This is a genomic window from Kitasatospora sp. NPDC085464 (assembly GCF_044541955.1).
In the GTDB taxonomy this organism is placed as follows: domain Bacteria; phylum Actinomycetota; class Actinomycetes; order Streptomycetales; family Streptomycetaceae; genus Kitasatospora.
In genome coordinates this window covers 31,644-54,377 of the sequence record NZ_JBITTM010000060.1, presented here as the reverse complement: position 1 = coordinate 54,377, position 22,734 = coordinate 31,644, and the positions used below count along the sequence as shown (strand labels likewise).

General features: G+C 74.4%; 15 protein-coding genes. All 15 read right to left on the bottom strand.

The genetic code is table 11. The features are described 5' to 3' along the window. Window positions 1–64: 64 nt before the first annotated feature. Complete coding sequence (locus ACIGG8_RS36905; protein ID WP_396552981.1) at window positions 65–1,093, bottom strand: hypothetical protein; 1,029 nt, start codon at window positions 1,091–1,093, stop codon at window positions 65–67. A gap of 3 nt (window positions 1,094–1,096) precedes the next feature. After that, complete coding sequence (locus tag ACIGG8_RS36900; RefSeq protein ID WP_396552980.1) at window positions 1,097–1,402, bottom strand: DUF1490 family protein; 306 nt, start codon at window positions 1,400–1,402, stop codon at window positions 1,097–1,099. A 15-nt stretch (window positions 1,403–1,417) separates the two neighbouring features. Further along, window positions 1,418–2,317 (bottom strand): metal ABC transporter permease, encoded by a 900-nt coding sequence (locus ACIGG8_RS36895; RefSeq protein ID WP_396552979.1) that lies wholly within the window; start codon window positions 2,315–2,317, stop codon window positions 1,418–1,420. After that, on the bottom strand, window positions 2,314–3,228 hold the full coding sequence (locus ACIGG8_RS36890; RefSeq protein WP_396552978.1) for a metal ABC transporter permease: 915 nt from the start codon (window positions 3,226–3,228) through the stop codon (window positions 2,314–2,316). Before ACIGG8_RS36890 ends, ACIGG8_RS36895 begins: the two co-directional genes overlap by 4 nt. Then, complete coding sequence (locus tag ACIGG8_RS36885; protein WP_396552977.1) at window positions 3,215–4,051, bottom strand: metal ABC transporter ATP-binding protein; 837 nt, start codon at window positions 4,049–4,051, stop codon at window positions 3,215–3,217. The genes ACIGG8_RS36890 and ACIGG8_RS36885 overlap by 14 nt, the downstream gene beginning before the upstream one ends. An 85-nt stretch (window positions 4,052–4,136) precedes the next feature. Further along, window positions 4,137–5,099 (bottom strand): metal ABC transporter solute-binding protein, Zn/Mn family, encoded by a 963-nt coding sequence (locus tag ACIGG8_RS36880; RefSeq protein WP_396552976.1) that lies wholly within the window; start codon window positions 5,097–5,099, stop codon window positions 4,137–4,139. Window positions 5,100–5,348: 249 nt separating this feature from the next. Continuing rightward, window positions 5,349–7,142, bottom strand: coding sequence for an ABC transporter ATP-binding protein (locus tag ACIGG8_RS36875; RefSeq protein ID WP_396552975.1), 1,794 nt, complete (start codon window positions 7,140–7,142; stop codon window positions 5,349–5,351). Beyond that, window positions 7,139–8,977 (bottom strand): ABC transporter ATP-binding protein, encoded by a 1,839-nt coding sequence (locus tag ACIGG8_RS36870; RefSeq protein ID WP_396552974.1) that lies wholly within the window; start codon window positions 8,975–8,977, stop codon window positions 7,139–7,141. The genes ACIGG8_RS36875 and ACIGG8_RS36870 overlap by 4 nt, the downstream gene beginning before the upstream one ends. After that, window positions 8,970–10,577 carry a (2,3-dihydroxybenzoyl)adenylate synthase gene (locus tag ACIGG8_RS36865; RefSeq protein ID WP_396552973.1) on the bottom strand — a complete coding sequence of 536 codons (1,608 nt, stop codon included), beginning with the start codon at window positions 10,575–10,577 and terminating at the stop codon, window positions 8,970–8,972. Before ACIGG8_RS36865 ends, ACIGG8_RS36870 begins: the two co-directional genes overlap by 8 nt. Before the next feature lie 26 nt (window positions 10,578–10,603). After that, complete coding sequence (locus tag ACIGG8_RS36860; protein ID WP_396552972.1) at window positions 10,604–11,899, bottom strand: salicylate synthase; 1,296 nt, start codon at window positions 11,897–11,899, stop codon at window positions 10,604–10,606. An 11-nt stretch (window positions 11,900–11,910) separates the two neighbouring features. Next, window positions 11,911–17,274: an amino acid adenylation domain-containing protein gene (locus tag ACIGG8_RS36855; RefSeq protein WP_396552971.1), complete on the bottom strand. Its 5,364-nt coding sequence runs from the start codon at window positions 17,272–17,274 to the stop codon at window positions 11,911–11,913. Next, the gene (locus ACIGG8_RS36850) at window positions 17,271–18,626 is read right to left on the bottom strand and encodes an FAD-binding oxidoreductase (RefSeq protein ID WP_396552970.1); all 1,356 of its coding nucleotides are present in this window, start codon (window positions 18,624–18,626) and stop codon (window positions 17,271–17,273) included. The genes ACIGG8_RS36855 and ACIGG8_RS36850 overlap by 4 nt, the downstream gene beginning before the upstream one ends. Continuing rightward, the gene (locus ACIGG8_RS36845) at window positions 18,617–19,336 is read right to left on the bottom strand and encodes a VOC family protein (protein ID WP_396552969.1); all 720 of its coding nucleotides are present in this window, start codon (window positions 19,334–19,336) and stop codon (window positions 18,617–18,619) included. Before ACIGG8_RS36845 ends, ACIGG8_RS36850 begins: the two co-directional genes overlap by 10 nt. Next, entirely contained in the window at window positions 19,333–21,591 is a 2,259-nt protein-coding gene (locus tag ACIGG8_RS36840; RefSeq protein ID WP_396552968.1) for a Gfo/Idh/MocA family oxidoreductase, read from the bottom strand. The genes ACIGG8_RS36845 and ACIGG8_RS36840 overlap by 4 nt, the downstream gene beginning before the upstream one ends. Beyond that, a complete protein-coding gene (locus ACIGG8_RS36835; protein WP_396552967.1) occupies window positions 21,588–22,673 on the bottom strand; it encodes a saccharopine dehydrogenase NADP-binding domain-containing protein in 1,086 nt (361 codons plus the stop codon). The genes ACIGG8_RS36840 and ACIGG8_RS36835 overlap by 4 nt, the downstream gene beginning before the upstream one ends. Window positions 22,674–22,734: the final 61 nt, after the last annotated feature.

Below are 22,734 nucleotides of genomic sequence, written 5' to 3'. Positions count from 1 at the left end.
TACTTGCGGGGTGCTGGCACTGCTCGTGGTTCTCCTTACGCCTGGATCGTAACAAACCCAGACATCAGGGACTCCATGAAAGCCGGAGCAGCTCAAAGGAGATCGGGACGAAGCGGCGGGTGAAGCGGGTGGCGACGGTCTGGATCGGGGCGCGGTCGGCCTGGGCCTCCTCGACGCGGCTGATGATCCGGCCGACGGTGGTGTCCCGTCCCACCGAGGTGGCCCGTACGGTCACCGACCCGGAGGTGGCGATGGTGCCTGCGTAGACGTCGGAGCCCTCGCGGACGTAGACCGGTAGCGCCTCGCCGGTGATGGCTGCCTGGTCGATGAGTGCCTCGCCGGTGAGTACGGTGCCGTCGACCGGGATCCTGTGGTGCTCGTAGACGGCCACGACGTCGCCGACGGCGACCTGCTCCAGCGCGACCTCGACCTCGACGCCCTCCTCGCGGACCAACCAGACCCGCTCCTCGCCGATCGCGAGCAGGTCCTCGATCGCCCGGCGGGTGCGGCGCAGGGTAAGGGTCTGCAGGAACTCGCCGATGTTGAGCAGCCAGAGCACGGTGAGGGCGACCACGTTCTCCCGCAGCAGCAGGGAGATCACGGTGGCGGCGGTGACCAGTGAGTCCGTCCCGGGGCTGCGACGGCCGAGCAGGGTGCGCAGCGCGCCCCGGAAGAACGGCAGGCCGGTGAAGACCGTCACCGCTCCCAGGAAGCCCGTGGCCCGGCCGGTCACCAGCGGTGGGCGGCGCAGCAGCAGGCGGCGCAACGCCGCGAAGACCAGGACCGCCCCGCCGACGGCCAGCCGGGCGACCTCGCCGGTGGTGGAGTCGGGAATCGAGCGGCTGGGCAAGGCCGGTGCGGATGGGGGCGGCGGCTCTTCCAGGCGGGCGACCAGGCGCTCCATGCCGATGTGGTCGGGTCCCAGCCAGATCACCACGCTGCCGGTGCGCGGGAAGACCCGCAGAGCCCGGAACCCGTCCAGGCCGGCCAGCCGGTCGTCGACGAGCCCCGCGCAGCCGGGCCGGGCCCGCAGCCAGGGCACGGTCAGGCGAACCCGGCCCGCGGCGACGGACCGTACGATCACCCCGGACATGGCTCAGTGCCCGTGATCGTGGGCGTGCGCCTCGGCCGCCGAGGGCGGCGGGGCCTCCTCGCCCAGCGAGGAGCGGGCCTCGGCGAGCACGTCGCCGGCCTTGAGCCGGGCCTCCTCGGCGGCGCCGGAGAGCCACCGGGCTGCCACGATGCCGCCGGCGATGCCGTTGACCAGCAGTCTGCGGGCCGCGGGTTTCGCCGCTGGTGCGGCCTGTGCCGCTCCGCGCAGGACCAGCCCGCCGACGACGCCCGAGACGGTGTAGTGGAGCAGACGGCCGGCTGCGGTGCCGGCGATGGCGGCGGGGTGCATGGAAACCCCCTTCGCTCAGGGCTCCCGAGGGGCCTGGCGAGCACGTCTCTCCTCCCAGTGTGCGCGCTCGGGGCGGAGCCGGATGATCTTGTGACGGTGGCCGGGCCGTACGGCGAAGGCGGTCGCGTAGACGGCGGTGGCAGTGGCCAGGACGGCGAAGCTCGGAGGCACGCCCGGGACGGCGTACGAAAGGGCGAGGCCGGCCCACATCTCGGCGACCGCGAGGCCGCAGGACAGCGCCAGGGCACCGTACGGGCCACTGGTGAGCCGCTGGGCCGCGCCCGCCGGTGCGGCGAGCAGGCCGAGCAGCAGCAGAGCGCCGACCGCCTGGGTCGCCTCGGCGGCGGCCGCGCCCACCAGGGCGAGGAAGGCGAAGCCGAGCAGGCGGACGGGCACGCCGCGGGCCGCCGCGACCGCCTCGTCGAGCGAGGCGAACAGCAGGGGGCGGGCGATGGCGAGCAGGAGCAGGCAGATGCCTGCCGCGATCAGGGCGGCCGCGCCGGCCTGCCCTGCGGAGAGGCCGAAGATCGACCCGAAGAGCACGCTCACCCCGGCGTTGCCGTGTGTGCTGCGCGACGTGGTGTAGAGGGTGAGGAAGAAGACGCCGAGGCCCAGGACCCAGGAGAAGACACTGCCGATGACGACGTCGTCGGCCCGCCCGGTCCGGCCGAGCGCGCCGAGGAGCAGCGCGCCCGCGATGGTCGCGCCGAACAGGCCGAGCCGCAGGTCGTAGCCGAGGGCGAGCGCGGCCAGCGCCCCGGTGAAGGCGACATGGCTGAGCGCGTCGGCGGTGAACACCTGGGCGCGCAGCACCAGGAAGTAGCCGACCAGCCCGCAGGCCGCGGCGATCGCCGTCCCGGCCAGCAGGGCGTTCACCAGGAACGGCTGGGAGAAGGGGTCGGCGAGCCCGGTCATGGGGTGCCGACCGCCGGCTGCGCGGCCGGGGCCGCGCGCGAGTGCCGCCGCAGGGCGAGGACGGCGGCGCGGCCCGCCCGCGCCAGCACGTATCCGCCGAAGGCGAAGGTGGTGAGGAAGAACCCGATCGGGTAGGGCGAGTAGAAGGCGACGAGCAGCGCCAGCCAGGTCACCACGACGGCGAGCAGCACGGCCAGGGCGAGGCCGATCCCGGGGTGGGCGGTGAGCGCCTGCGCGGTCGCGGCCGGCATCACCAGCAACGCGAACACCAGCAGCGTGCCGGTGATCTGGCTGGTCGCCGCCGTTGCCGTCGCGAGCAGCAGCAGGAACAGCACCGACAGCCGGCGGACCCGTACGCCCCGCCCGGCGGCGACGTCCGGGTCGACGGACGCGAAGAGCAGGCGGCGACCGACCGCTGCGAGTGCGACGAGGACGACCAGCGCGACCACGACCAGCACGGTGACCTGGGTCGCCGTGATCCCCAGGAAACTGCCGAAGAGCAGGGCGTTCACCCCGCCCAGAGACCCCCGGTACAGCGCCACGAAGAGGTAGCCGCACGCCAGCAGGAAGGCTTGGACCGTGCCGGTCAGCGCCGACTCCTCTGCGCCGGCGAAACCGCTCCGGCGCGGGACGGCGGCGATGACCAGAGCCGCGGTGAGGCAGAACGCGAAGTACCCGGCGAGCGCCGAGACACCCAACAGCGTCGCCCCGGCCGCTCCGGGGAAGCCCACCAGCGCCAACGTGTGTCCGACGAAGCTCTGCCGCCGCAACACCATGAACCAGCCCAGCGCAGCGGCCAGCACCGCCACGACGGTGCCCGCCCAGAAGGCGTTGACCATGAACGGGTACGACCAGATCCGCGCCAGATCGGCGAAAACGTTCCAAGACCAGCCCGACTCAGCCGCGGCCATGGCCGGACTCCCCGGATCCGTGCCGATCCGCGTGCACGGCCGGCGCCTCGGGCTGTCCGACCACCACCAGCCGCCCGTCCGAGGTCCGCAGCACCTCGATCGGCGTCCCGTACAGGCGAGTCAGCGTCTCGGAGGTGATCACCTCCCTGGGGCGACCGGCAACCGCGCCGCCCGGCGCGAGATACACCAACTGGTCCAGATAGCCGAGGATCGGGTTGACGTCATGGGCCACCAGCACGACGCTCACGCCCCCCTCCCGGCACACCCGGCCGATCAGCGCCGCCACCGACGCCTGGTTGGGCAGGTCCAGGCTGTCCAACGGCTCGTCCAGCAGGAGCAGTTCGGGGTCGCGCACCAGGGCCTGGGCGATCAGCAGTCGCTGCTGCTCACCGCCCGAGCACTCGCCGATCGGGCGCCGGGCGTACTCGGACGCACCGACCAGCTCGATCACCTCGGCCAGCCGAGCCCGTTGCTCGCGTCGCCGGGCGCTCAGCCGGCCCGGTACCGGTAGTGGTGCGCCCCAGCGATCGCCGTCCAGGCCGAGGCGGACGACGTCGATCCCGCGCACCCGAAGCGAGGTGTCGAAGCTGCGCCGCTGCGGCAGGTAACCGATCCGGCGGTTGGCGTGTCCCGGCGGCCGGCCCAGCACCCGGACCTCTCCCGCGCCGGCCGGTACCAGCCCGAGGAGCACCTTCACCAGGGTGGATTTGCCCACCCCGTTCGGCCCGAGCACCGCGACGAACTGCCCGGCGGCGACGGTCAGATCGACGCCAGACCAGAGCGTCCGCCCGCCCATCCGCGCGGCCGCCTCTTGCAGCGACACCACGGGATCGGACCGCGCGGCGGCGGGGGCCGACGGGACGGTCTGGCGGACCGCCTCCCGGAACCGCGCCACCGGGTTCACCGCGTTACCTCCCGGTCGCTGTGGCCAGCGCCTGCTCCAGCGACCGGAGCTGGCCGACCTGCCAGTCCTGGAAGGACGCGCCGGGTGGATCCGGGGTCTCGGTGACCGTGGTGACCGGGATGCCCTGCGCCTCGGCGGCCTTCACCTGTGCCTGGACGTCGGGAGTGGAGTTCTGGCGGTTGTAGACGTAGACCTTGATCTGCCGGCCGCCGATCTGCTGGTCGACGGTGGCCTTGTCCTGGGCAGTCGGGTCGGTGCCCTCGCTGACGGCGTCGAGGAAGGACTCGGGCGTCAGCAGCTTCAGCTTCAGATCCTCGGCCAGCGGGGTCACGATCGATTCGGATGCGCCGATCGGAGTGTCGGCGTACCTGGTCCGGATGTCGGAGATCAGTTGGTTGTACCGGCCGAGTGCCTGCGACTCGAAGGCGGTCTTCTGCCGGTCGAAGTACGCGGCGTCGGCCGGGTCGATCCGCTTGTAGTCGGCGGTGATCTGCTCGATGACCCGGTGGACGTCGGAGGGGGAGTACCAGCGGTGCGGGTTGCCGCCCTCCTTGACGCCGACCAGCTCGCCGACGGTCAGCATGGTACGGCCGGACACCGGGTTGGCGGCGAGGAGCTTGGTCGCCCACGCGTCGTAGCCGACCCCGTTGACGACCACGTACCGGGCGCCGGCGACCGTGCGTGCGTCGCCGGCGGTCGGCTCGTAGTCGTGCGGGTCGGCGTCCGGGTTGCTGATGATGTTCGTGACCTTCACGTGTTCACCACCGAGCTGGCCGGCGATGCTGCCCCAGAAGTTCTCCGCAGCCACCACCTGGATCGCCCCCACGCCCGGCGCGGCCGGAGAGGAACCGCCTCCGCCGGAGGAGCCGGAGCAGGCCGCGACCAGGGCGAGTGCGCCCGCGGCCGCACTGCGCAGAGCCAGCCGTAACCGCCGGCGTGCCGGCGGGCGCGGCGCGGAAGCAGCCATGGTGCCTGCGCCTCTCTCGCACTGGGGACCTTGGGCTCCTTCCACGGTAATGGAGATCATGTCCAGCGGCTCGGTGGCCGGTCGCTCTGTGCGTGCGGCCGTGGCGGCCGGCCAGCGCGGGGTGGTTCCCCGGCCGGCGTCCCGAGGGGACCGTTGGCCGGCCTGGGTGTCGCCGGGTTGATCAGGCCGTTCCCCGACTGCGGCGGAGCGTGCCGAACACCGGAAGCGGGCCGGAACGCCGCATTCGGATCACGGTCGGACCGACTCGTTCGGGCGCTGGACGGCTCCTTGGGCGGATGACGCCGGCAGCTGCCAGCGGCGGGCGGTCTGCTGGGCCGCCCACATCCGGGCGTAGCGGCCGTCGGGTTCGGCGAGCAGTTCGGTGTGGGTGCCGCGCTGGGTGACCCGGCCCTCTTCGACGACCGCGATCTGGTCCGCGCCGACCACCGTGGACAGCCGGTGGGCGATCACCACCACCGTCCGGCCGGCCACCAGGCGTTCCACCGCCTGTTGGACCACCAGTTCCGACTCGCTGTCGAGGGCGGCCGTGGGCTCGTCGAGCAGGACCACGGGCGCGTCCTTGAGGATCGCCCGGGCGATCGAGATGCGCTGGCGCTCGCCGCCGGACAGGGCCGAGCCGATCTCGCCGACCCTGGTCCCGTACCGCTGCGGCAGCCGGTCCACGAACTCGTGCACGTTGGCGGCGCGGGCCGCCGCCTCGATCTCCTCGTCGGTGGCGTCCGGCCTCGCCATGGCGATGTTGGCCCGGATGGTGTCGTCGAAGAGGTAGACGTCCTGGAAGACCACGGCGATGTGGCGCAGTAGTTCGTCGGGTTCGAGGGTCCGCAGGTCCGTCCCTCCGAGCCGGACGGTGCCGTGCTGCGGGTCGGCGTAGCGGGCCATGAGCCGGGTGACGGTGGTCTTGCCCGAGCCGGACGGCCCGACAAGCGCGGTCAGGCTGCGTTCGGGCACGGTGAGGTCGAACTCCCGCAGGGTGGGGCGCTCCTGCCCGTCGTAGCCGAAGGTGACCTGCTCGAACCGGAGCTCGAAGCCCTTGGGTTCGGTGCCGCCGGGTTCGACCGGCAGGGACGGCAGTCGGAGGACCTCGTCCACCCGGGCCAGCGCGGCCTCGGACATCTCGAACAGCTTGGTCATCACGGCCGCCATGCTCAGCGGCTCCGCGAACCGCGCGGCGGTGACCACCACGGCGACCAACAGCCCGGGTGAGAGCCGGGCGTCCAGGACCAGCGCGGCGCCGACCGCGACCAGCGCCACCAGGGCCAGCCGGACCAGGAGTTGGGCCGCGGCGAGGGGCACGGCGGCCGAGCGGTTCGCGGCCGACTGGGCGTGGTGCTGGTGGGCGAGCACCTCCTTCAGCCGGGGCGAGCCGGCGCCGGACTGCCCGGTGGCCCGGAACACCGGCTGGCCCTGCACGTACTCGACGATCCGGCTCGCCGTCCGCGCGTCGGCCTCGTCCACCGCGTGGAAGCCGGCGTTGGACGATCGCTGCACCCGGCGGACCAGCGGCAGTGCCGCGCCCACCGCCGCCGCGAGCACCAGTCCGAGCCGCCAGTCCAGCAGGACGACCACCAGGCCGAGCACCGCCGGGACGGTCACCAGCTGGACGAACAGGGTGGACAGCGTGGACACGGCGGTGGCCGCGGCGGTCGCGTTGGCGCCGACCACCGAGGTCAGGTCGCCGGCCGCCCGGCGGGCCAGCTCCTGCTGCGGGATCGCCCGTAGCCGCTCGCCCAGTCGCAGTCTGGTGGCCTCGGTGACCAGGTGCCAGTAGCCGTAGGTGAAGCCCAGCTCCCGGACCCGCAGCGCCCCTTCGAGCACCACCAGGACGGCCAGCACCCCCGTCCAGAGCCAGGCCCGGCCGGTGTCCACCGGCTCGTGGGTGAGCTCGGCGAGCAGCGGTACGAAGCTCGCGTACGCCGCCGCCTGGACCAGGCTCGCCGCGACCGAGATCCGCAGGGTGCGGCGGAACTGCGGCGCGTACGGGCCGGCCGCGGTGAGCATCAGGCGCAGGATCCGGCTCATCGGACGGCCTCCTTTCCGGTGGTGTCCTGGGCGCCGGTGGCGTCCTGGGCGTTCGAACCGTGGCCGGACAGCCCCCAGCCGGCCGCCCGGTCGTGGCGGGCCCAGAGCCGGGCGTAGCGGCCGTCGGCGGCGAGCAGGTCGGCGTGCCGGCCGCGTTCGACGATCCGTCCGCGGTCGAGCACGGCGATCTGGTCGGCGTCGGCGATGGTGCCGAGCCGGTGGGCGATGACCAGGACGGTCCGGCCGCGGGTGAGCCGGGCCACCGCCTCCTGGATGGCGGCCTCGCTCTCCGGGTCGGCGAAGGCGGTGGCCTCGTCGAGGACGACGACCGGCGCGTCGGAGAGGATCGCGCGGGCGATGGTGATCCGCTGGCGCTGCCCGCCGGAGAGCCGGGAGCCGCGTTCCCCGACCTGGGAGCGGTAGCCGTCCGGCAGTTCTTCGACGATGAAGTCGTGGGCGGCGGCGGCCAGGGCCGCGGCGCGGACCTCGGCGTCGGTGGCCTGCGGCCGGGCGAGGCGGATGTTCTCCTCGACGGTTCCGGCGACCAGGAAGGGCTCCTGGAACACCAGGGCGACGTGCCTCAGCAGCAGGTCCCCGGCGATGTCGCGGACGTCCACCCCGCCGACGCGCACCGAGCCTGCCTCGACGTCGAAGAAGCGCGGGATCAGCCGGGCCACCGTCGACTTGCCGGAACCGGACGGGCCGACCAGCGCGCACACCGTACCGGCCGGGATGTCCAGGTCGACGCCGTCCAGGACGGGCTCGGTCCGGTCGGCGCCCGGGTAGCGGAAGGTGACGCCCTCCAGGGTGACCGCGGAGCCCTCCGGCACGCGCGGATGAGCCGGGGCGGGCAGGGGCTCGGCGGCCAGCAGCTCGGCGACCCGCACCGCGCCCGCCTTGGCGTCGTTGAGGTGGTTGGCCAGGTGCATCAGCGGCGCCACCGCCTCGACCGGCATCGCCCCGGTCATCAGGGCGAGCAGCAGCTCGGTGGTGGAGATCCAGCCGGCCGCGCGCATCGGCACCGAGGCGGCGGCCACCACCAGCAGCGTCGGCAGCGGCACCACGAACAGCTGGTTGACCACGCCGGAGGCCCGCGAGGTGGCGATCCACGCGGCCACCGCCGTGGTGAACTCCCGTACCGAGGCGGTGAACCGGCCGACCGACGAGCGGCCGTCGTCGAAGGTGGTCCGCACCACCGGCATGCCCTGGACGAACTCCACCACGGCCGCGTTGACCCGCTCGTTGGCGGCGTTGTACCGGGCCCGCTGCTCGGCGTGGTCCCGGGTCAGCAGCGACATGCAGACGATCGCCACCGGGACCACCACCAGCACCGCGAGCAGCAGTCGCCACTGGACGACGCCGAGGGCGAGCAGCGCGGCCAGCGGCTGGGCGATCCCGGAGCCGACGAACGGCAGGGCATCGGCCACCGCGTTGTGCAGGGCCTTGACGTCGTCCTGGACGATCTTCTTGATCCGCCCGGAGCCCAGCCGCTGCACCTCGCCGAGCGGCATCCGGGCCAGCGCGTCGGCCAGTCGGCGGCGCAGCGCGACCTCGAAGTCGTAGCTGGCCTCGTGCGCCAGATGGTCGGCCAGCCGGCGGGCGGCGAAGGACAGCACCAGCGCCGCGAGCGCACCGACGGTCCAGCCGACCGGGAAGGACGGATCGGCGTTGAACAGCCCGCCCGTGGCGTAGGCGGCGCAGACGAAGCCCGCGACCGCCCCGGCCCCGGCCATGACGCCGAGCAGGGCGGCCGACCGCAGCCGGGCGCGGATGCCCGGCTCGGTGGCCACCAGGGCGGACAGCGTGCGCAGTCCGCCTTCCGTGTGCTCAGCCATGGTCCGACTCCCGTATCAGGGCGGCGAGTTCGCGCCGGTTCACCTTGCCGAGGGCGGTCCGGGGGAAGGCGTCCAGCACGACCAGGCGGTCCGGAAGTTTGAACGCGGCGAGGCCGCGGCCGGTGAGGTGGGCGTTCAGCTCGGCACGGGTGGGTGCGGCGCCCTGGGCGATCACGCAGGCGCAGCTGCGCTCACCGAGCACGTCGTCCGGCACCCCGACCAGCGCCGCGTCGTGCACGGCCGGGTGGGCGACCAGCAGGTTCTCCACCTCCTCCACCGGGACCTTGTCGCCGCCCCGGTTGATCACGTCCTTGATCCGGCCCTCGACGATCAGGTGGCCGCTGGGCAGTCGGCGCACCAGGTCGCCGCTGCGGTAGAAGCCGTCCGGGGTGAACGCGGCGCGGTTGGCCTCAGGCGCGCGGTAGTAGCCGCGGATCGTGTACGGGCCGCGCACCAGCAGCTCGCCGGTCTCGCCCGGAGCCACTTCGCGGTCGTCCGGACCGACGATCCGCAGCTCGTCGTGCTCGGCCAGCGGGCGGCCCTGGGTCTCCAGCAGCAACTCCTCGAAATCGTCCGCGCGGGTGTAGTTGAGCAGGCCCTCGGCCATCCCGAACACCTGCTGGAGGGCACACCCGAGTACCGGGCCGACCCGCCGGGCGGCCTCGGCCTTGAGCCGGGCCCCGCCGACCTGGAGCAGTTCCAGGCTGCCGAGGTCCGCAGGCGTCCACTCGGCGGCCTCCAGCCAGAGCAGGGCGAGCGGCGGCACCAGCGCGGTGGCGGTGACCCGCTCCCGCTCGATCAGCGGGAAGGCGTCGTCGGGGCTTGGGGTCGGGGTGAGCACCACCGTGCCGCCCACGCTCAGCGTGCCCAGCAGGCCCGGGCAGGCCAGCGGGAAGTTGTGCGCGACCGGCAGCGCGGCCAGGTAGCGGGTGGAGGCGTCGAAGCCGCACACCTCGGCGCCGGCCGTGGCGTTGTAGACGTAGTCGTCGTGCGTGCGCGGGATGAGCTTGGGCGCGCCGGTGGTTCCGCCGGACAGCAGCAGCAGCGCCACGTCCGACGGGTCCGGCCCGGCCAGCGGCAGCGGGTCGGCGGTCACCTCGGCCAGCGCCGTGAACTCCTGCGCCTCGCCGGCCACCAGCACCTCGCGCAGCTGTGGCGCCTCGGCCAGCAGGGTGCGGGCGAGCGCCCGGTGGTCGTGGCCGAGGTGGACGTCCGGGATCACGTACGCCCGCGCCCCTGACAGCTGGGCCAGGTGGACGAGTTCGGTCTCGCGGTGCGCGGGCAGGGCGAGCACCGGGACCGCGCCGAGCCGGAACAGCGCGAACAGCAGGGGTACGAACTCCGCGATGTTCGGCAGTTGGACCAGCACCCGGTCACCGGCGGTGAACCCGCGTCGGTGCAGTCCGGCGGCCAGCCGGTCGGCGAGGTCGTCGACCTCGCGGTAGGTCCAGCGGTGGCCGCCGTCCACCACGGCGGTGTGCTCGGGCGTGGCGAGCGCCTGTTCGCGCAGCAGCGAGCCGAGGGTGCGGCCCCGCCAGTAGCCGAGTTCGCGGTAGCGGTCCGCGAACTCCGTCGGCCAGGCGGTGAATCCGTCGAGCATGTGGCCCTTCCAGGGGGATCGGTGGGTCAGTGGTCGGCGGGCACGACGTACGGGGCGACGGCGGCGAGCTTCTCGCAGGTCTCCTCGTACTCCCGGGCCGGCCGCGAGCCGGCGACGACGCCCGCGCCGGCGCGCAGCCAGGCCCGGCCGTCGCGCTGGTAGACGGCGCGCAGCACGAGCGCGGCGTCGAGCGAGCCGTCGGCGTCGGCCATCAGCACCGTTCCGGCGTACAGGCCGCGCGGCTGGTCCTCCAGTTCGGCGATCAGCCGGTAGGCGGCGGCCTTGGGGATGCCGGAGGCGGTGACGGGCGGGAACACCGCGCCGAGCGCGTCCCAGCCGGTGCGGCCCTCGGCCAGGGTGGTGGCGACGCGGGAGGCCAGGTGCTGGACGCTGCCGCGCCGCTTGACCGTCATGAACTCGGTGACGTGGGTGGACCCGGGCCGGCCGACGGAGGTGAGCTCCTCGACCGCGAGGCGGACCGAGGCGGCGTGTTCGTAGACCTCCTTCGGGTCGGTCAGCAGCTCGGCGCGCAGCGCCTCGTCGGTGCCGGGGTCGCCGGTGAGCGCCCGGGTGCCGGCCAGCGGCTGGGTGGAGACGCGGCCCGACGTGTCCGTCTCGACCACCGTCTCGGGGCTGAACCCGGCGGCCTGCCAGCCGCCGAGGTCCAGCAGGAAGGACCGGGCCGGGGTGTTGTGGCGGCGGCCGGTCAGGTAGGTGGCGCACAGGTCGACCCGGAACGGGACGGGCACCGGGCGGGACACGATGGCCTTCTCCAGCCGGCCGCGCCCTATCTCGGCGACCGTGTGGGAGACCCCGCAGTGGTATGTCGTGGGGTCGGCGCGTATGTCGACCGGGACCGGCTGGTGCCCGGGCCGGGCGCCGGGTTCGGCGACCAGCTTGAGCGCGGCGTCCAGCTCGCCCGGGTCCACCGCCCGGACCAGCACCCGGTCCGCCGTGATCTCGAACTCCAGCCGGGGGACGACGAGATGGGCGAGCACCTGGTCGTCGGCCGGCAGGTCCGGGGCAGCCAGCTCGAAGCAGGCCCAGCCGTAGGCGCGCCAGTCGGCGACCGGTGTGCGTTCCAGGGCCTCGGCGACCTGCCGCCACGGGGTGCCGGACCACTCCAGGGCCTCGCCGTCACCGGTGCGCACGTGCCGGGCGTCGACCCTGACCTCGGCCAGCGCGTCGCCGGCGACGCGCCAGCGCCCGCCGCGCTCGTACACGACGTACTCGCCGAGCATCCCCGAACCGGTCAGCTGGGCGACGACCGCGAGCGGGTCGAACGGCCCCTGGACGGTTGACTCCTGGTACTGCTGGATCAAGACGGTGCTCCTCACGGGGTGGTGCGCAGCGGGGCGGCGATCAGGTCGGCGACGGCGCGGGCGTTCTGCTCCTCGATGCAGCTGAAGTGGTTGCCCTCGATGTCGGTGACGGTCAGCTCGCCGAGGACCACGTCCTGCCAGAAGGCGAGCGTGGTCTCGTCCATGCCGGGGGCGAAACCGGAGGAGCCGCGCGGGCGCAGGAAGCGCACGTCACCGGCGTACGGGGGAGGGGTGAACCGGGCCGAGCGGAAGCTCTGGGCGAACACCCGGAACATGCCCTCGGCCATCTCGGCGGGCAGCTCCTGGCCGGTCTCGGCGGAGGCGGCGCGGGCGTAGCGGGCGAAGCGCTCGCTGCGGGTGTGCGCGGTGAGCAGGCGGAAGTACGCGGCGGCGGCGTCGAGTTCGGGATCGCCTCCGACGTCGAGCAGGGAGCCCTCCGGCACCTTGCCGCCGTGGCGCTCGATCACCTGCATGAAGGCCTTCAGGACGGCGTCGGGGTCGACCGGGCCGAAGCCGGCCTGCGGCAGCGCGATGTGCAGGTTGGGCAGGAACAGCAGCTCGATCATCAGGTCGTCGTCGACGTCGAAGACCACCGGGTGGCTGCTGGCCAGGACCAGGTCCTCGACCACGATGCCGCGCTCGTCCAGCCGGCGCGCCACCTCGGTGGCGTAGAGGCCGCCGAGGCAGTAGCCGACCAGCTGGACCCGGGTGTGGCCCTCGGCGATCAGCCGTTCGGCGTAGTCGTCGGCGGCCCGTTCGATCACCTCGGCCGGGTCGATCGCCAGGTACCGCTCGGTGTCGTCGATCACGATGCCGAGCACCGGCCCGAGGTTCTGGGCGACCAGTTCCTTGGCGAGCGGCCGGTAACAGTCCATGGTGCCCAGACCCGCGTGGAACAGGACACGCAGCGGGCCGTCGCCGCCGGTGCCGAACGGCACCAGCAGGGCGTTGCCCGACTCGCCGCGCCGGCCGACGAGTTCGGGTTCGGCGCCGTCGCGCCCGCCGGTGTCGCGCCCGCGCAGGAAGCGGGCGAGCGCCTCGACGGTCGGCTGGTTGAGCAGCCGGCGCAGCAGGGTGTCGAAGGGGAGGTCGGCGGCCTGCGGCAGCACCTCGCGGAGCCGACCGGCCATCCGCGCCATGATCAGCGAGTCGGCGCCGCGCTCGTAGAAGCTCTCGCTGCGGCCGATCCGGGCTACGGCGAGCGTGGATGCCCACAACTCGGCCAGCCTCGCCTCCAGTTCGTCGGCGGGCGCGTCGCCGGTGGCGGTCGGTTCGGCGGTACCGGCCGCCGGGCGCCAGGTGCGCAGGGTCTTCCGGTCGACCTTGGCGTTGCCGGTGAGCGGGAGGGCGTCGGCCACCTGGAGGTGCGAGGGCACCATGTGGGCCGGGAGCCGCTCGGAGAGGTGCTCGCGCAGCCCGGCCTCGGTCACCGGGGTGCGGTCGGTCTTCAGCCGCGCGGCGAACAGGTGGACGGCCTGCGGGGTGAGGGCGTGACCGTCCTCGGGCAGGGTCAGTACCCGCTCGGCGCCGGTGGCCTCGATGAGCCGCAGCCACTGGTCGCGGTCGAGGTAGGAGGGGCCGCCGTCGCGCAGTTCGTCGGCCGGCGGAGTCATCAGGAAGGCCTGCGAGGCGAGGATCCAGGGGTGCTCCCTGGTGGGCTCGGTGAGCACCAGCCGGCCTCCGGGGGCGACGAGTTCGGCGAGCCTGGCGAGCGCGGCAGGGATGTCCCGGGCGTTCTCCAGCACGCCGGCGGCCAGGACCACGTCGAAGGAGTTCGGGGCGAGGCCCTGCGCGCGGTGGTCCCGGTCGACGTCGAAGACGCCGAAGCGCACTCCGGTGTGCTCGCCGAACCGGGCCCGGGCCTCGGGCAGGAAGAACGGCGCCACGTCGGTGAACAGGTAGTCGACCGCGGTGCCGGCCAGTGCCTCCAGGACCGACTCGGTGGTGCCGCCGGTGCCGGCGCCGGCCTCCAGGACGCGCAGCGGCCGGCCGGCCCCGGCGGTTTCGGCGGCGATCCGCTGGAACAGGGTGGCCACCGCCCGGTTGAGGTAGCGGGCCATCGCGTTCTCCCGGTACAGCGCCCGGGTGGTGGCGAACCCGCCCTCGGGGTAGAGGAGTTCGAGCGGGTCCTGACGGCCGGCCAGCAGCTCGGTCAGGTGCTCGGCGTTGCGGCGCAGGTAGGCGGGGAACTCCGGGGTGCCCAGCTCGGCCGTCCAGGCCCGCTCGGCGCGTTCCCAGCGGGCGGCGGCCGTTGCCGCGTCGACCGGGCCGAGGTCGGTGCCGGCGAGGATCGACTCCCAGCGGCGCGCCAGCCAGCGGTGCCGCTCGGCGACGTCCTCGCCGGCCTGGGCCAGGGCGAGCGCCATCGAGGTCAGTACCGCGTGGTCGAGCCGTTCGACGGCGTCCGCGACGGTGGCCGGGTCGAGCCCGGGGACAGCCGCGTCGGCCTCGACCGAGGCCGACGCCAGCAGCGCGCTGTCGTCGGGCGTCTGCGCCCCGGTGCGAGCGGGTTCGACGATGCCGAGCAGGCCCTCGCCGTCCAGGACCACCCCGGCCGCGGCGACCGCCGGGTGGGCGAGCAGCGCGGCCTCGATCTCGCCGAGCTCGATCCGGTGCCCGCGCAGTTTGACCTGGGTGTCCTCGCGTCCCAGGAACTCGATCTCGCCGCCGGGCAGGTAGCGTCCGAAGTCGCCGGTGCGGTAAAGGCGTTGGCCGTCCATCGGATGGGTGAGGAAGTGGCGCGCGGTGGTGTCCGGGTCGCCGAGGTAGCCCTGGGCGAGGCCGTCGCCGGTGATGTACAGCTCGCCGGCCGTCCAGACCGGGCGGTCCCGCAGGGCCGCGTCGAGCACCCGGAAGCCCTGGTTGGCCAGCGGGCGTCCGTACGGGATGCTGCGCCAGCCGGGTTCGAGGCCGCGGTACCGGTGGGTGATGGACCAGATGGCGGCCTCGGTGGCGCCGCCGAGGGCGACCGCCTCCAGACCGGGCAGGCGGGTGGTGATCTCGTCGGGGAGGGTGAGCGGCACCCAGTCGCCGGAGAGCAGGGCGAGGCGCAGCGACGGCAGCGCCATGGTGGGCGCGGAGTCCAGGTAGGAGGCGAGCATCTGCATCATCGCGGGCACCGAGTCCCAGACGGTGACGCCGTGGTCGGCGACCAGGTCGGCCCAGTGCGAGGGGTCGGTGCGGCGCTCGTGGTCCGGCAGGACGAGCGCCCCGCCGACCGAGAGCGGGCCGAACACGTCGTAGACCGACAGGTCGAAGCCGAGGTTGGCCAGGCCGAGCACGCGGTCCTCGGCGGTGACCGCGTAGCGGCGGTTGACGTCCGCGACGGTGTTGGCCGCGGCGCGGTGGCTGACCACGACGCCCTTCGGCCGACCGGTCGACCCGGAGGTGTAGATCACGTAGGCGGGGCCGTCCGGGTCGCCACCGTCCGGCAGCGGCGGCTCCACGGGCGTGAGACCGTCCACCGCGATGGCACCGGGCGCGACCTCCGTCCAGGACTGGGTGAGCACGTGCCGCACGCCCGCGTCCGCCAGGATCGCCTCCCGGCGCAGCGCCGGCTGCACGGTGTCCACGGGCAGGTAGACCGCCTCGGCGAGGAGGGTGCCGAGCACGGCCGCGACCTGTTCGACGCCCTTGTCCATGACGATCGCCACCCGCTCGCCCGGCGTGCAGCCGGCCGCGCGCAGCGCCTCGGCCACCGCCGCGGCCCGGCCGGCGAGCTCGCCGTAGCTCACGGTGCCGTGCGGGCCGATCACGGCGGGCCGGTCCGGAGTGCGGGCGGCCTGGGCGAACACCGGGTGGTGCAGCGGGGCGTCCGGCAGCGGCGCGGCGGTGTCGTTGACCGCCCGCCGCTGCTCGGCCTGCCAGGCGGGCAGGGGGACGACGTCTTCGGCGTCCCAGGGTCGGTCATCGGCCGCGAGCTCGCGCAGCAGCGCCTCGAAGGCGTCGAACATGTCGTCCGCCAGGCCGTCGGGGAAGATCCCCTCGCGGATGTCCCAGTTGACCTGGAGGCCCTCGGCGTCGTCCATGGCCTGGCAGTCGATGAACACCTGCGGGGTCTGCGTGATGCCGAAGCCGTCCAGGCGGCCCTCGGCGCGACGCTCGGTGGCGTCCTCACCGAGGCCGATCGCGCTGGTGAAGACCACCGGCATCAGGGCGGCCTCGCGCCCGCGCCGGCGGGCGAGTTCGCGCAGCACCTCGACACCGGAGCAGAGCCGGTGGTCGAGGTCCTCGAAGAGCCGGCCGCCGAGCGCCCGGGCCCGCTCGGCGAAGGACGCGCCCTGCGCCCAGTCGACGGCGAGCAGGCTGACCGAGGTGAAGTCGCCCACCACCTGGCCGACCTGCGGGTGCAGCGGCAGCCGGTTGAGCACGGTGAGGTTGAGGGTGAACTCCGTTGTGCGGCTCCACCGTTCGAGTACGGCGGCGTACCCGGCGAGCACCACCGACGACGGGGTGAGGCCGTGCCGCCGGGCGCGCTCGCGCAGCGCGTCCCAGGCGGCGGTGTCCAGCTTGAGGAAGCGGCGGCGGAACCGGCCGGGGGTCTCCCGGTCGAGCACCGGCAGGTCGGGGGCGGGCGGAAGCCCGTCGATCCGCTCCCACCAGTAGGCGCGATCGCGCTCGTGCCGGGGCGACTCGCGCAGTGCCCGCTCGGCCAGCAGGTAGTCGCGGAACTCCAGCTCCAGCGCGGGGAGGTCGACGTCCGGTCGGGCGTGCAGGGTCTCGAACTCGGCGAGCAGCAGCCAGATGCTGGCCCAGTCGGCGATCAGGAAGTCCATCGACAGGTGGAGGACGGCCCGCTCGTCGGTCCGGGTGACCCGGAGGTCGAACAGCGGCCACTGGTCGGTCCGGTACACCCGGTGGCCGAAGTCCTCGCGGACCGCGTCGAGTTCGGTCTGGAGCAGGTCCTGCCCGGCACCCCGCAGGTCGGTGGCGGGCACGGTCAGGTGCGGGACCTCGGGCAGCACCCGCTGGTAGCCGTCGGCCTCGACCACGGCGCGCAGCATGCCGTGCCGCCGGACCAGTCGGTTCCACGCCCGCTCGGTGCGCTGCGGGTCGAGATCGGGGTAGTTGACCTCCAGGTAGACGTGGCAGGCGACCTTCCCGTGGCCGAAGGCGTCGCCCCGGCCGAGCAGGTAGGCGGCCTGCACGTCGGTGAGCGGGAAGGGCACGGCGCGGGACTGCGGATCGGGGACGATCGCGGGCCCGGCGTGCTCCTCGGCCAGGCGCGCGAGGACGGCCTCCTTGCCCGCCCTGAGCCGGGCGAGCAGGTCCGGGGTGAGGGCGCCCTTGGGCGCCCGGTACCGGAGTTGGCCCGCGTCCTCCCACAACTGCACTCCGGTGCGGCGGAGTTCGGCGATCAGCTCGGTGACGTTCATGCGTGCGTGGCCTCTTCGGGTCGCGGACGGATGTTGGCGTTGAACCGGAACACGTTGTCCGGGTCCCAGGCGGTCTTGAGCCGGACCAGGCGCTCGTAGGCCTCGGGCCCGTAGGCGGCGCGGACCCACTCCGGCTCGGGGTCGGGCAGCAGGTTGACGTACGGGCCCCGGGTGACCGGCTGGAGGGCGCGCCAGCCGTCCCGGGCCGGGCGCAGGTGGGCGGGGCTGTCCGGGTCGCCGTACCACTGGGCGCAGATCTCGGCGAACCAGGCGGCGTCCCGGTGGGTGAAGGCGGTCGGCCCGGCGGGGGCGCCGGCGATGGCGCCGCCGAGCGCGCCGAGCACCACCGAGAAGTTCGGCCCACCGGTCGCCCAGCGGGCGAGCAGGTCGTCGATGGTGGCGTCGGACAGTTCCGGCAGCAGCTCGCCGCGGTTGTAGACCTGCTGGCGGGTGACGTCGGGCGGGGACGGCAGCAGCCGCTGGTAGGCGGTGTACGCCATCGGGCGGATGCCGTCCGCGACCGGTGCGGGGTCGCCGTGGCGCAGCGGGCCGAGCACCTCGTCCGTGCGGTCCGGATCGCCGAACCAGGTCGGGATCAGCACCATCGAGCGTTCGAAGTGCAGCCGCTCGGGGACGAACGGCAGCGGGGGAGCGGTCCAGAGCAGCATGATCAGCGAGGCCTCGTCGGGGGCCTCGGCCAGCCAGTCCCGGGCGGTGCGCAGCACGGCCGGGGCGTGCGCGGCCGGGTGGACCAGCGGACCGGCCGTCACACCGGCCACCGGGTGCAGCCGGAAGCCGAACCGCACCACGACGCCGAAGTTGCCGCCGGCGCCGCGCAGGCCCCAGAAGAGTTCCGGGTGCTCGTTCGCACTCGCCCTGAGCTGTCGCCCGCCGGCCGTGACCAGGTCGAAGAACACGGCGTTGTCGCTGGTCAGCCCGTACTGGCGGGAGAGGTCGCCGATGCCGCCGTTCAGGGTGTGGCCGGCGATGCCGACGTCGGGGTTGCGCGGGCCGGGCAGGGCGAGGCCGTGGCGCTGGGTAGCGGCGTCGAACTCGCCCCAGGTGACGCCGGGTTCGGCGACGGCCAGGCGGTTCTCCGGATCGACCTCGATCCCCTTCATGCCGCCGAGGTCGATGACCATCCCGCCGTCGCAGGTGCCCCAGCCGGCGACGTTGGCGCCGCCGCCGCGCACCGCGACCGGCAGGCCGTGGCGGCGGGCGTGCTCCAGCGCCGTCCGGACGTCCGTCGGGTCGGCACAGCGGGCTATCGCGGCCGGGCGCCGGTCGGCGCGGGCGTTGCGCACCCGGCGGGCCTGGTCGTAGCCGGGGTCGGTGGGGGTGATCAGTTGCATGCGGGGCTCCGCTCGAAGACCGCGCCGTGGACGTCGGCGGGGTGGATCTCGTGTTCCAGGCCGGTGAGCCGGACCGCCCGGACGCCGGTGCGGTCGGCCGGTTCGGCGGCCAGCCGGCGGTCCGTCCCGGCCAGCGTGTCGAAGGCCTCGCGGTCCTGCCGCGCCACGCCGAAGCGCACCCGGGCCACGCCGAGCGCGCCGTTGGGGTGGCTGACGGCGGCCGGCCGCTGCGGCGGGTCGTACTGGGAGACGACGAACGGGAGCCGGGCCGGGGCCGGGGTGAGGAACTGGTACCGCACCCGGGAGCCGTCCGGCGTGCTGCGGCGTCCCTTCATCACCCGCGAGCCGGGGATCCCGGTCTCGCGCAACGCCCTTTGTGCGCCGGTCAGTTCGGTGTCGTCGGTCTCCAGTGCCACGTCCCGCCAGCCTTCGCCGCCGGCCGCCCAGCGGGCCAGCCGCCGGCCGGCCGGGGCGCCGTTGACGAGCCCGAACGGCAGGCTCAGCAGGCCGAACCGCTCCGGCAGTTCGAAGAGTTCGATGAACGGGCCGGACTCGAACCAGATCAGGGCGTTGTGGGCCTTGTCCGGTGCGCTTCCCCAGGTCACGGTGAACCCGGCGGCGGTGAAGTCCGCGACGGCGGACCGGATGTCGTGCACCTTGCAGAGGATGTGACTGCACCTCAGGTCGAGACTGCGTGTCATGGTGCTCATTTCCGTGCTGCTCTTCGATCGGCTGGGGTGTGTTCGGCTGCGGTACGGCCGCCGGCGGTCCGGGCGGTGAACAGTCGCTGCCCGAGCGGGGCCAGCGGGTGGCTCTCGGAGGGGAGCGTGCGGACCTCGGGGATCCCGGCGCCGGCCAGGACGCCGAGCCACTGCTCACGGGAGAGGAAGGTGGTGCCGGAGGCCAGCCGGGCGTCCTGGGCGGCCGTCATCATGAACGCCTGCGAGGAGAGGATCTCCAGATGCTCCCTGGTCGGCTCGGTGATCAGCAACCAGCCGCCGGGGACGAGGAGTTCGGCCAGCGCGCGGACGGTGGCGTCGGTGTCCCGGGCGTTGTTCAGCACCCCGGCCGCGATCACCACGTCGAAGGAGCCGGGGGCGAGGCCCTGCTCGTCCGGTGCCCGGTCGATGTCGTACGTTCCGTAGCGCAGCCACGGCAGCCGGGCGAACCGCTGCCGGGCCGGGTCGAGGAAGAACCGGGACACGTCGGTGAACAGGTAGTCCACCCGGGCCTCCGGTTCGCCGGCGAGCGCCGTCACCACCGCCTCGGTGGTGGCCCCCGTTCCGGCGCCGACCTCCAGCACCCGCAGCGGCTCGCCGCCGCCCGCGGCGGCGAGCCGGCGGACCGCGGTGGCGACGGCGGTGTTGAGGTAGCGGGCGGTCACGGTGTCGCGGTACACGGCGTCCGCGAGCTCGGTCCGCCCCTCGGGGAAGAGCAGCAGCGTCGCCTGCTGCTCGCCCGTCAGCAGCGCGGGCAGCCGCTCGGCGTTCAGCCGCAGGTAGTCGACGAACTCGGCGCCGCCCAGTCCGTCCTTCCACAGCCCGGCGGCCCGGTCCCAGGCCCGGGCGGTGGAGACCGTGTCGGCGGTGCGGACCCCGGTGTAGCGCTTGCCGTCCCGAGTGAGCCACTCGCGTTCGGTCAGCACGGTCAGCCAGCGTCCGACGAGGACGTGGTGGGCGGGTGCGACCCCGGCTAGCAGCTCCTCGACGGTGTGTCCGGTCCCGGCGGGCAGCAGCAGCCCGCGGTCCTGGAAGGACAGCAGCATCGCGGCGAGTACCGCCTCGTCGAGCCGGCGGACGAACTCCTCCGTCTGACCGTGTGCGATGTGCCGGGCCTGCGGTTCGGCGGCCTCGGCGGCGGCCCGGACCACGTCGTCCAGCGTCGGCGCCCCGGCGGCCCCCGTCGGCCACAGCTCGGTCACCGGGAGCGGCTCGTGGTGCTGCCCGGGCCGGAGCACGGGGTAGCCGAGCCGGGCCGTGACGTCCTGCCACATCCGGGCCAGCGTCAGGTGGTACTGCTCGGGCCGCTCCGCGCCGGGCTCGCCGAGCACCGCCGCCCGCAGGCCGAGCAGGTCCGCCCCGATCGCGCCGGGCCAGTCCGCGCCGAGCGCGTCCCGGTAGCGCGGTGGCTCGGCCGGGCCGAGGACGGCCGTGGTGCGTTCGGCCAGGTGGCCGGTGCCCGACCCGTCGAAGTCGAACCGCTCCTTCACCGCGTCCGGGATGTGCAGCCGCGGGCTCCACAGCACCGGGCCGTGCGGGTCGGTCAGGGTGAGGCTGCCCGCTGCCGTGCCCAGGGTCACCCGGTGCAGCAGGTGCACGTGGTTGTCGGGGTCCGCCGGGTCCACCTCGTTCTGCACCCGCAGGGTGGCCGGGATCCCGCCGACCGTCCCGCTGAGCAGCCCGAACGGGCCGGTGGCCGGCAGCGCCTCCAGGTTCCACGGGCGCAGCGTGCCCAGCGCGTTCCCGAGGATGTGCACCAGCGGGAACGCGACCTGCACCGAGCAGGCAGCGTCCAGGTACAGCGCCGACCGCCGGTCCAGCAGCCGCCGGGCCGCCGCGGTGAACCGCCGCACGGCAGGCAGCCGGGCGTACAGGTCGCCCAGCCGGTACGTCACGCCCCGGCGGCGGGCCTCGCGCAGGCAGGCGGCCAGGTCGTCATGGTGCACCGGCTGCTCCTGGAGGACGTGGACGCCCCGGCCGAGCAGCTTCAGCGCCAACTCCGTGCCGGCGCCGCCCATCACGCCCGAGCGCACCACCACGCAGGCCAGGTCGACGTCGCCCGGCAGCGTGTCCGGATCGGTGTACAGCGGCACCCCGTACCGGCGCGCGCACTCCACCGACCGCTCACCGCCGCGCGCCAGCACCCCGGCGATCTCGAACTCCTCCGGCAGCCCGGCGAGGGCGGCCAGGTAGAACTGGCCGAACGTCGTCCCGCACACCACCACCCGCAGCCGACGGCCCTTCACAGCGCTCCCTCCTCTTCCACGGCGAGCTCGGCGAGGGCCGCGTCGGCCACCGTCAGCACGACCCCCGGCACCTTCCGCAGCCGCCCGACGGCCGCGACCGGGTCGAGTACCGCGTCCGCGAAGTGCACCCCGGCCGGCACCTCGCCGTGCAGGACCGCCAGGGCGGCCACCGCCGTCGCCGCGCCGGTCAGTTCGGCGATCCCCGGCGCCCGCAGCACCGCCGTCCGGCTGACCGGGCGGCCGTCGGCGACCCCGTCCAGCTGGGCCAGCAGCACGGCGTACGGGCTGCGTCCGGCGAGGTCCAGCGCCGTCGCCCGGCACAGCGCCGCGACGGCGTCCGCCCGGTTCAGCGTGCGGGCCGCGTCGAGGGCGGCGGCGAGGTGCTCGCCGTCCAGCGCAGTGAACCACCGGCCGTGGTCGAGCCCGAGGGCGCGGGCCACCCGCTCGCCCTCGCCGTCCAGGTACGGCAGGACGGTGACCGGGCGCGGCAGGTACGGCAGGCGCTGCCCGGTGGCCCGGGCCAGCGCACCCGGGCGGCGGGCGCCGTCGGTCCAGGCGGCCAGCGGCTCGCTGTCGGTGCCGAGGACGCCGTGCAGGTAGTCCTCGGCACCGGTCGCCGTGAACGCGTCCAGGACGGCCGCACCGGCGGTGAGCCGGTGCGTCTCGGCGAAGTCCTGCCGGGCCAGCCAGCGCGGCAGCAGCCCGGACAGGCCGGGCAGCGCGCCGGCCGCGAACACGGCTGCGCCGTCGGCCGCTTGGAGGGTGTCGAGGCCGTCGGCAGTCCCGGCGTCCACGTGGTGCGCACCCGCCGTGAGGACCGCCCGGGCCACCGGGACGGCGGTGCGGTGCGACGGCCCCGCGCAGTGCACGACCAGCTCGCACCCCTCGACGAAGGCGGCCAGCGCGCTCTCGTCCTCGACGTCCACCCGGGCGGCCTCCGCCTCCGGGCCGAGGCCGGCGGCCAGCCGGGCGGCGCGCGCCTCGTCCCGCCCACCTATCCGCAGCGGCCCGGCTCCCCAGGCCGCCAGCAACCGGGCGGCCTGGGCCCCGACGGCGCCGTAGCCGCCGATGATGCCGATCACAGAGCTTTCTCCCTCAGGTCGTTGAGCAGGGCGACGTGCGTTCGAGGGCCGACCACGCCGG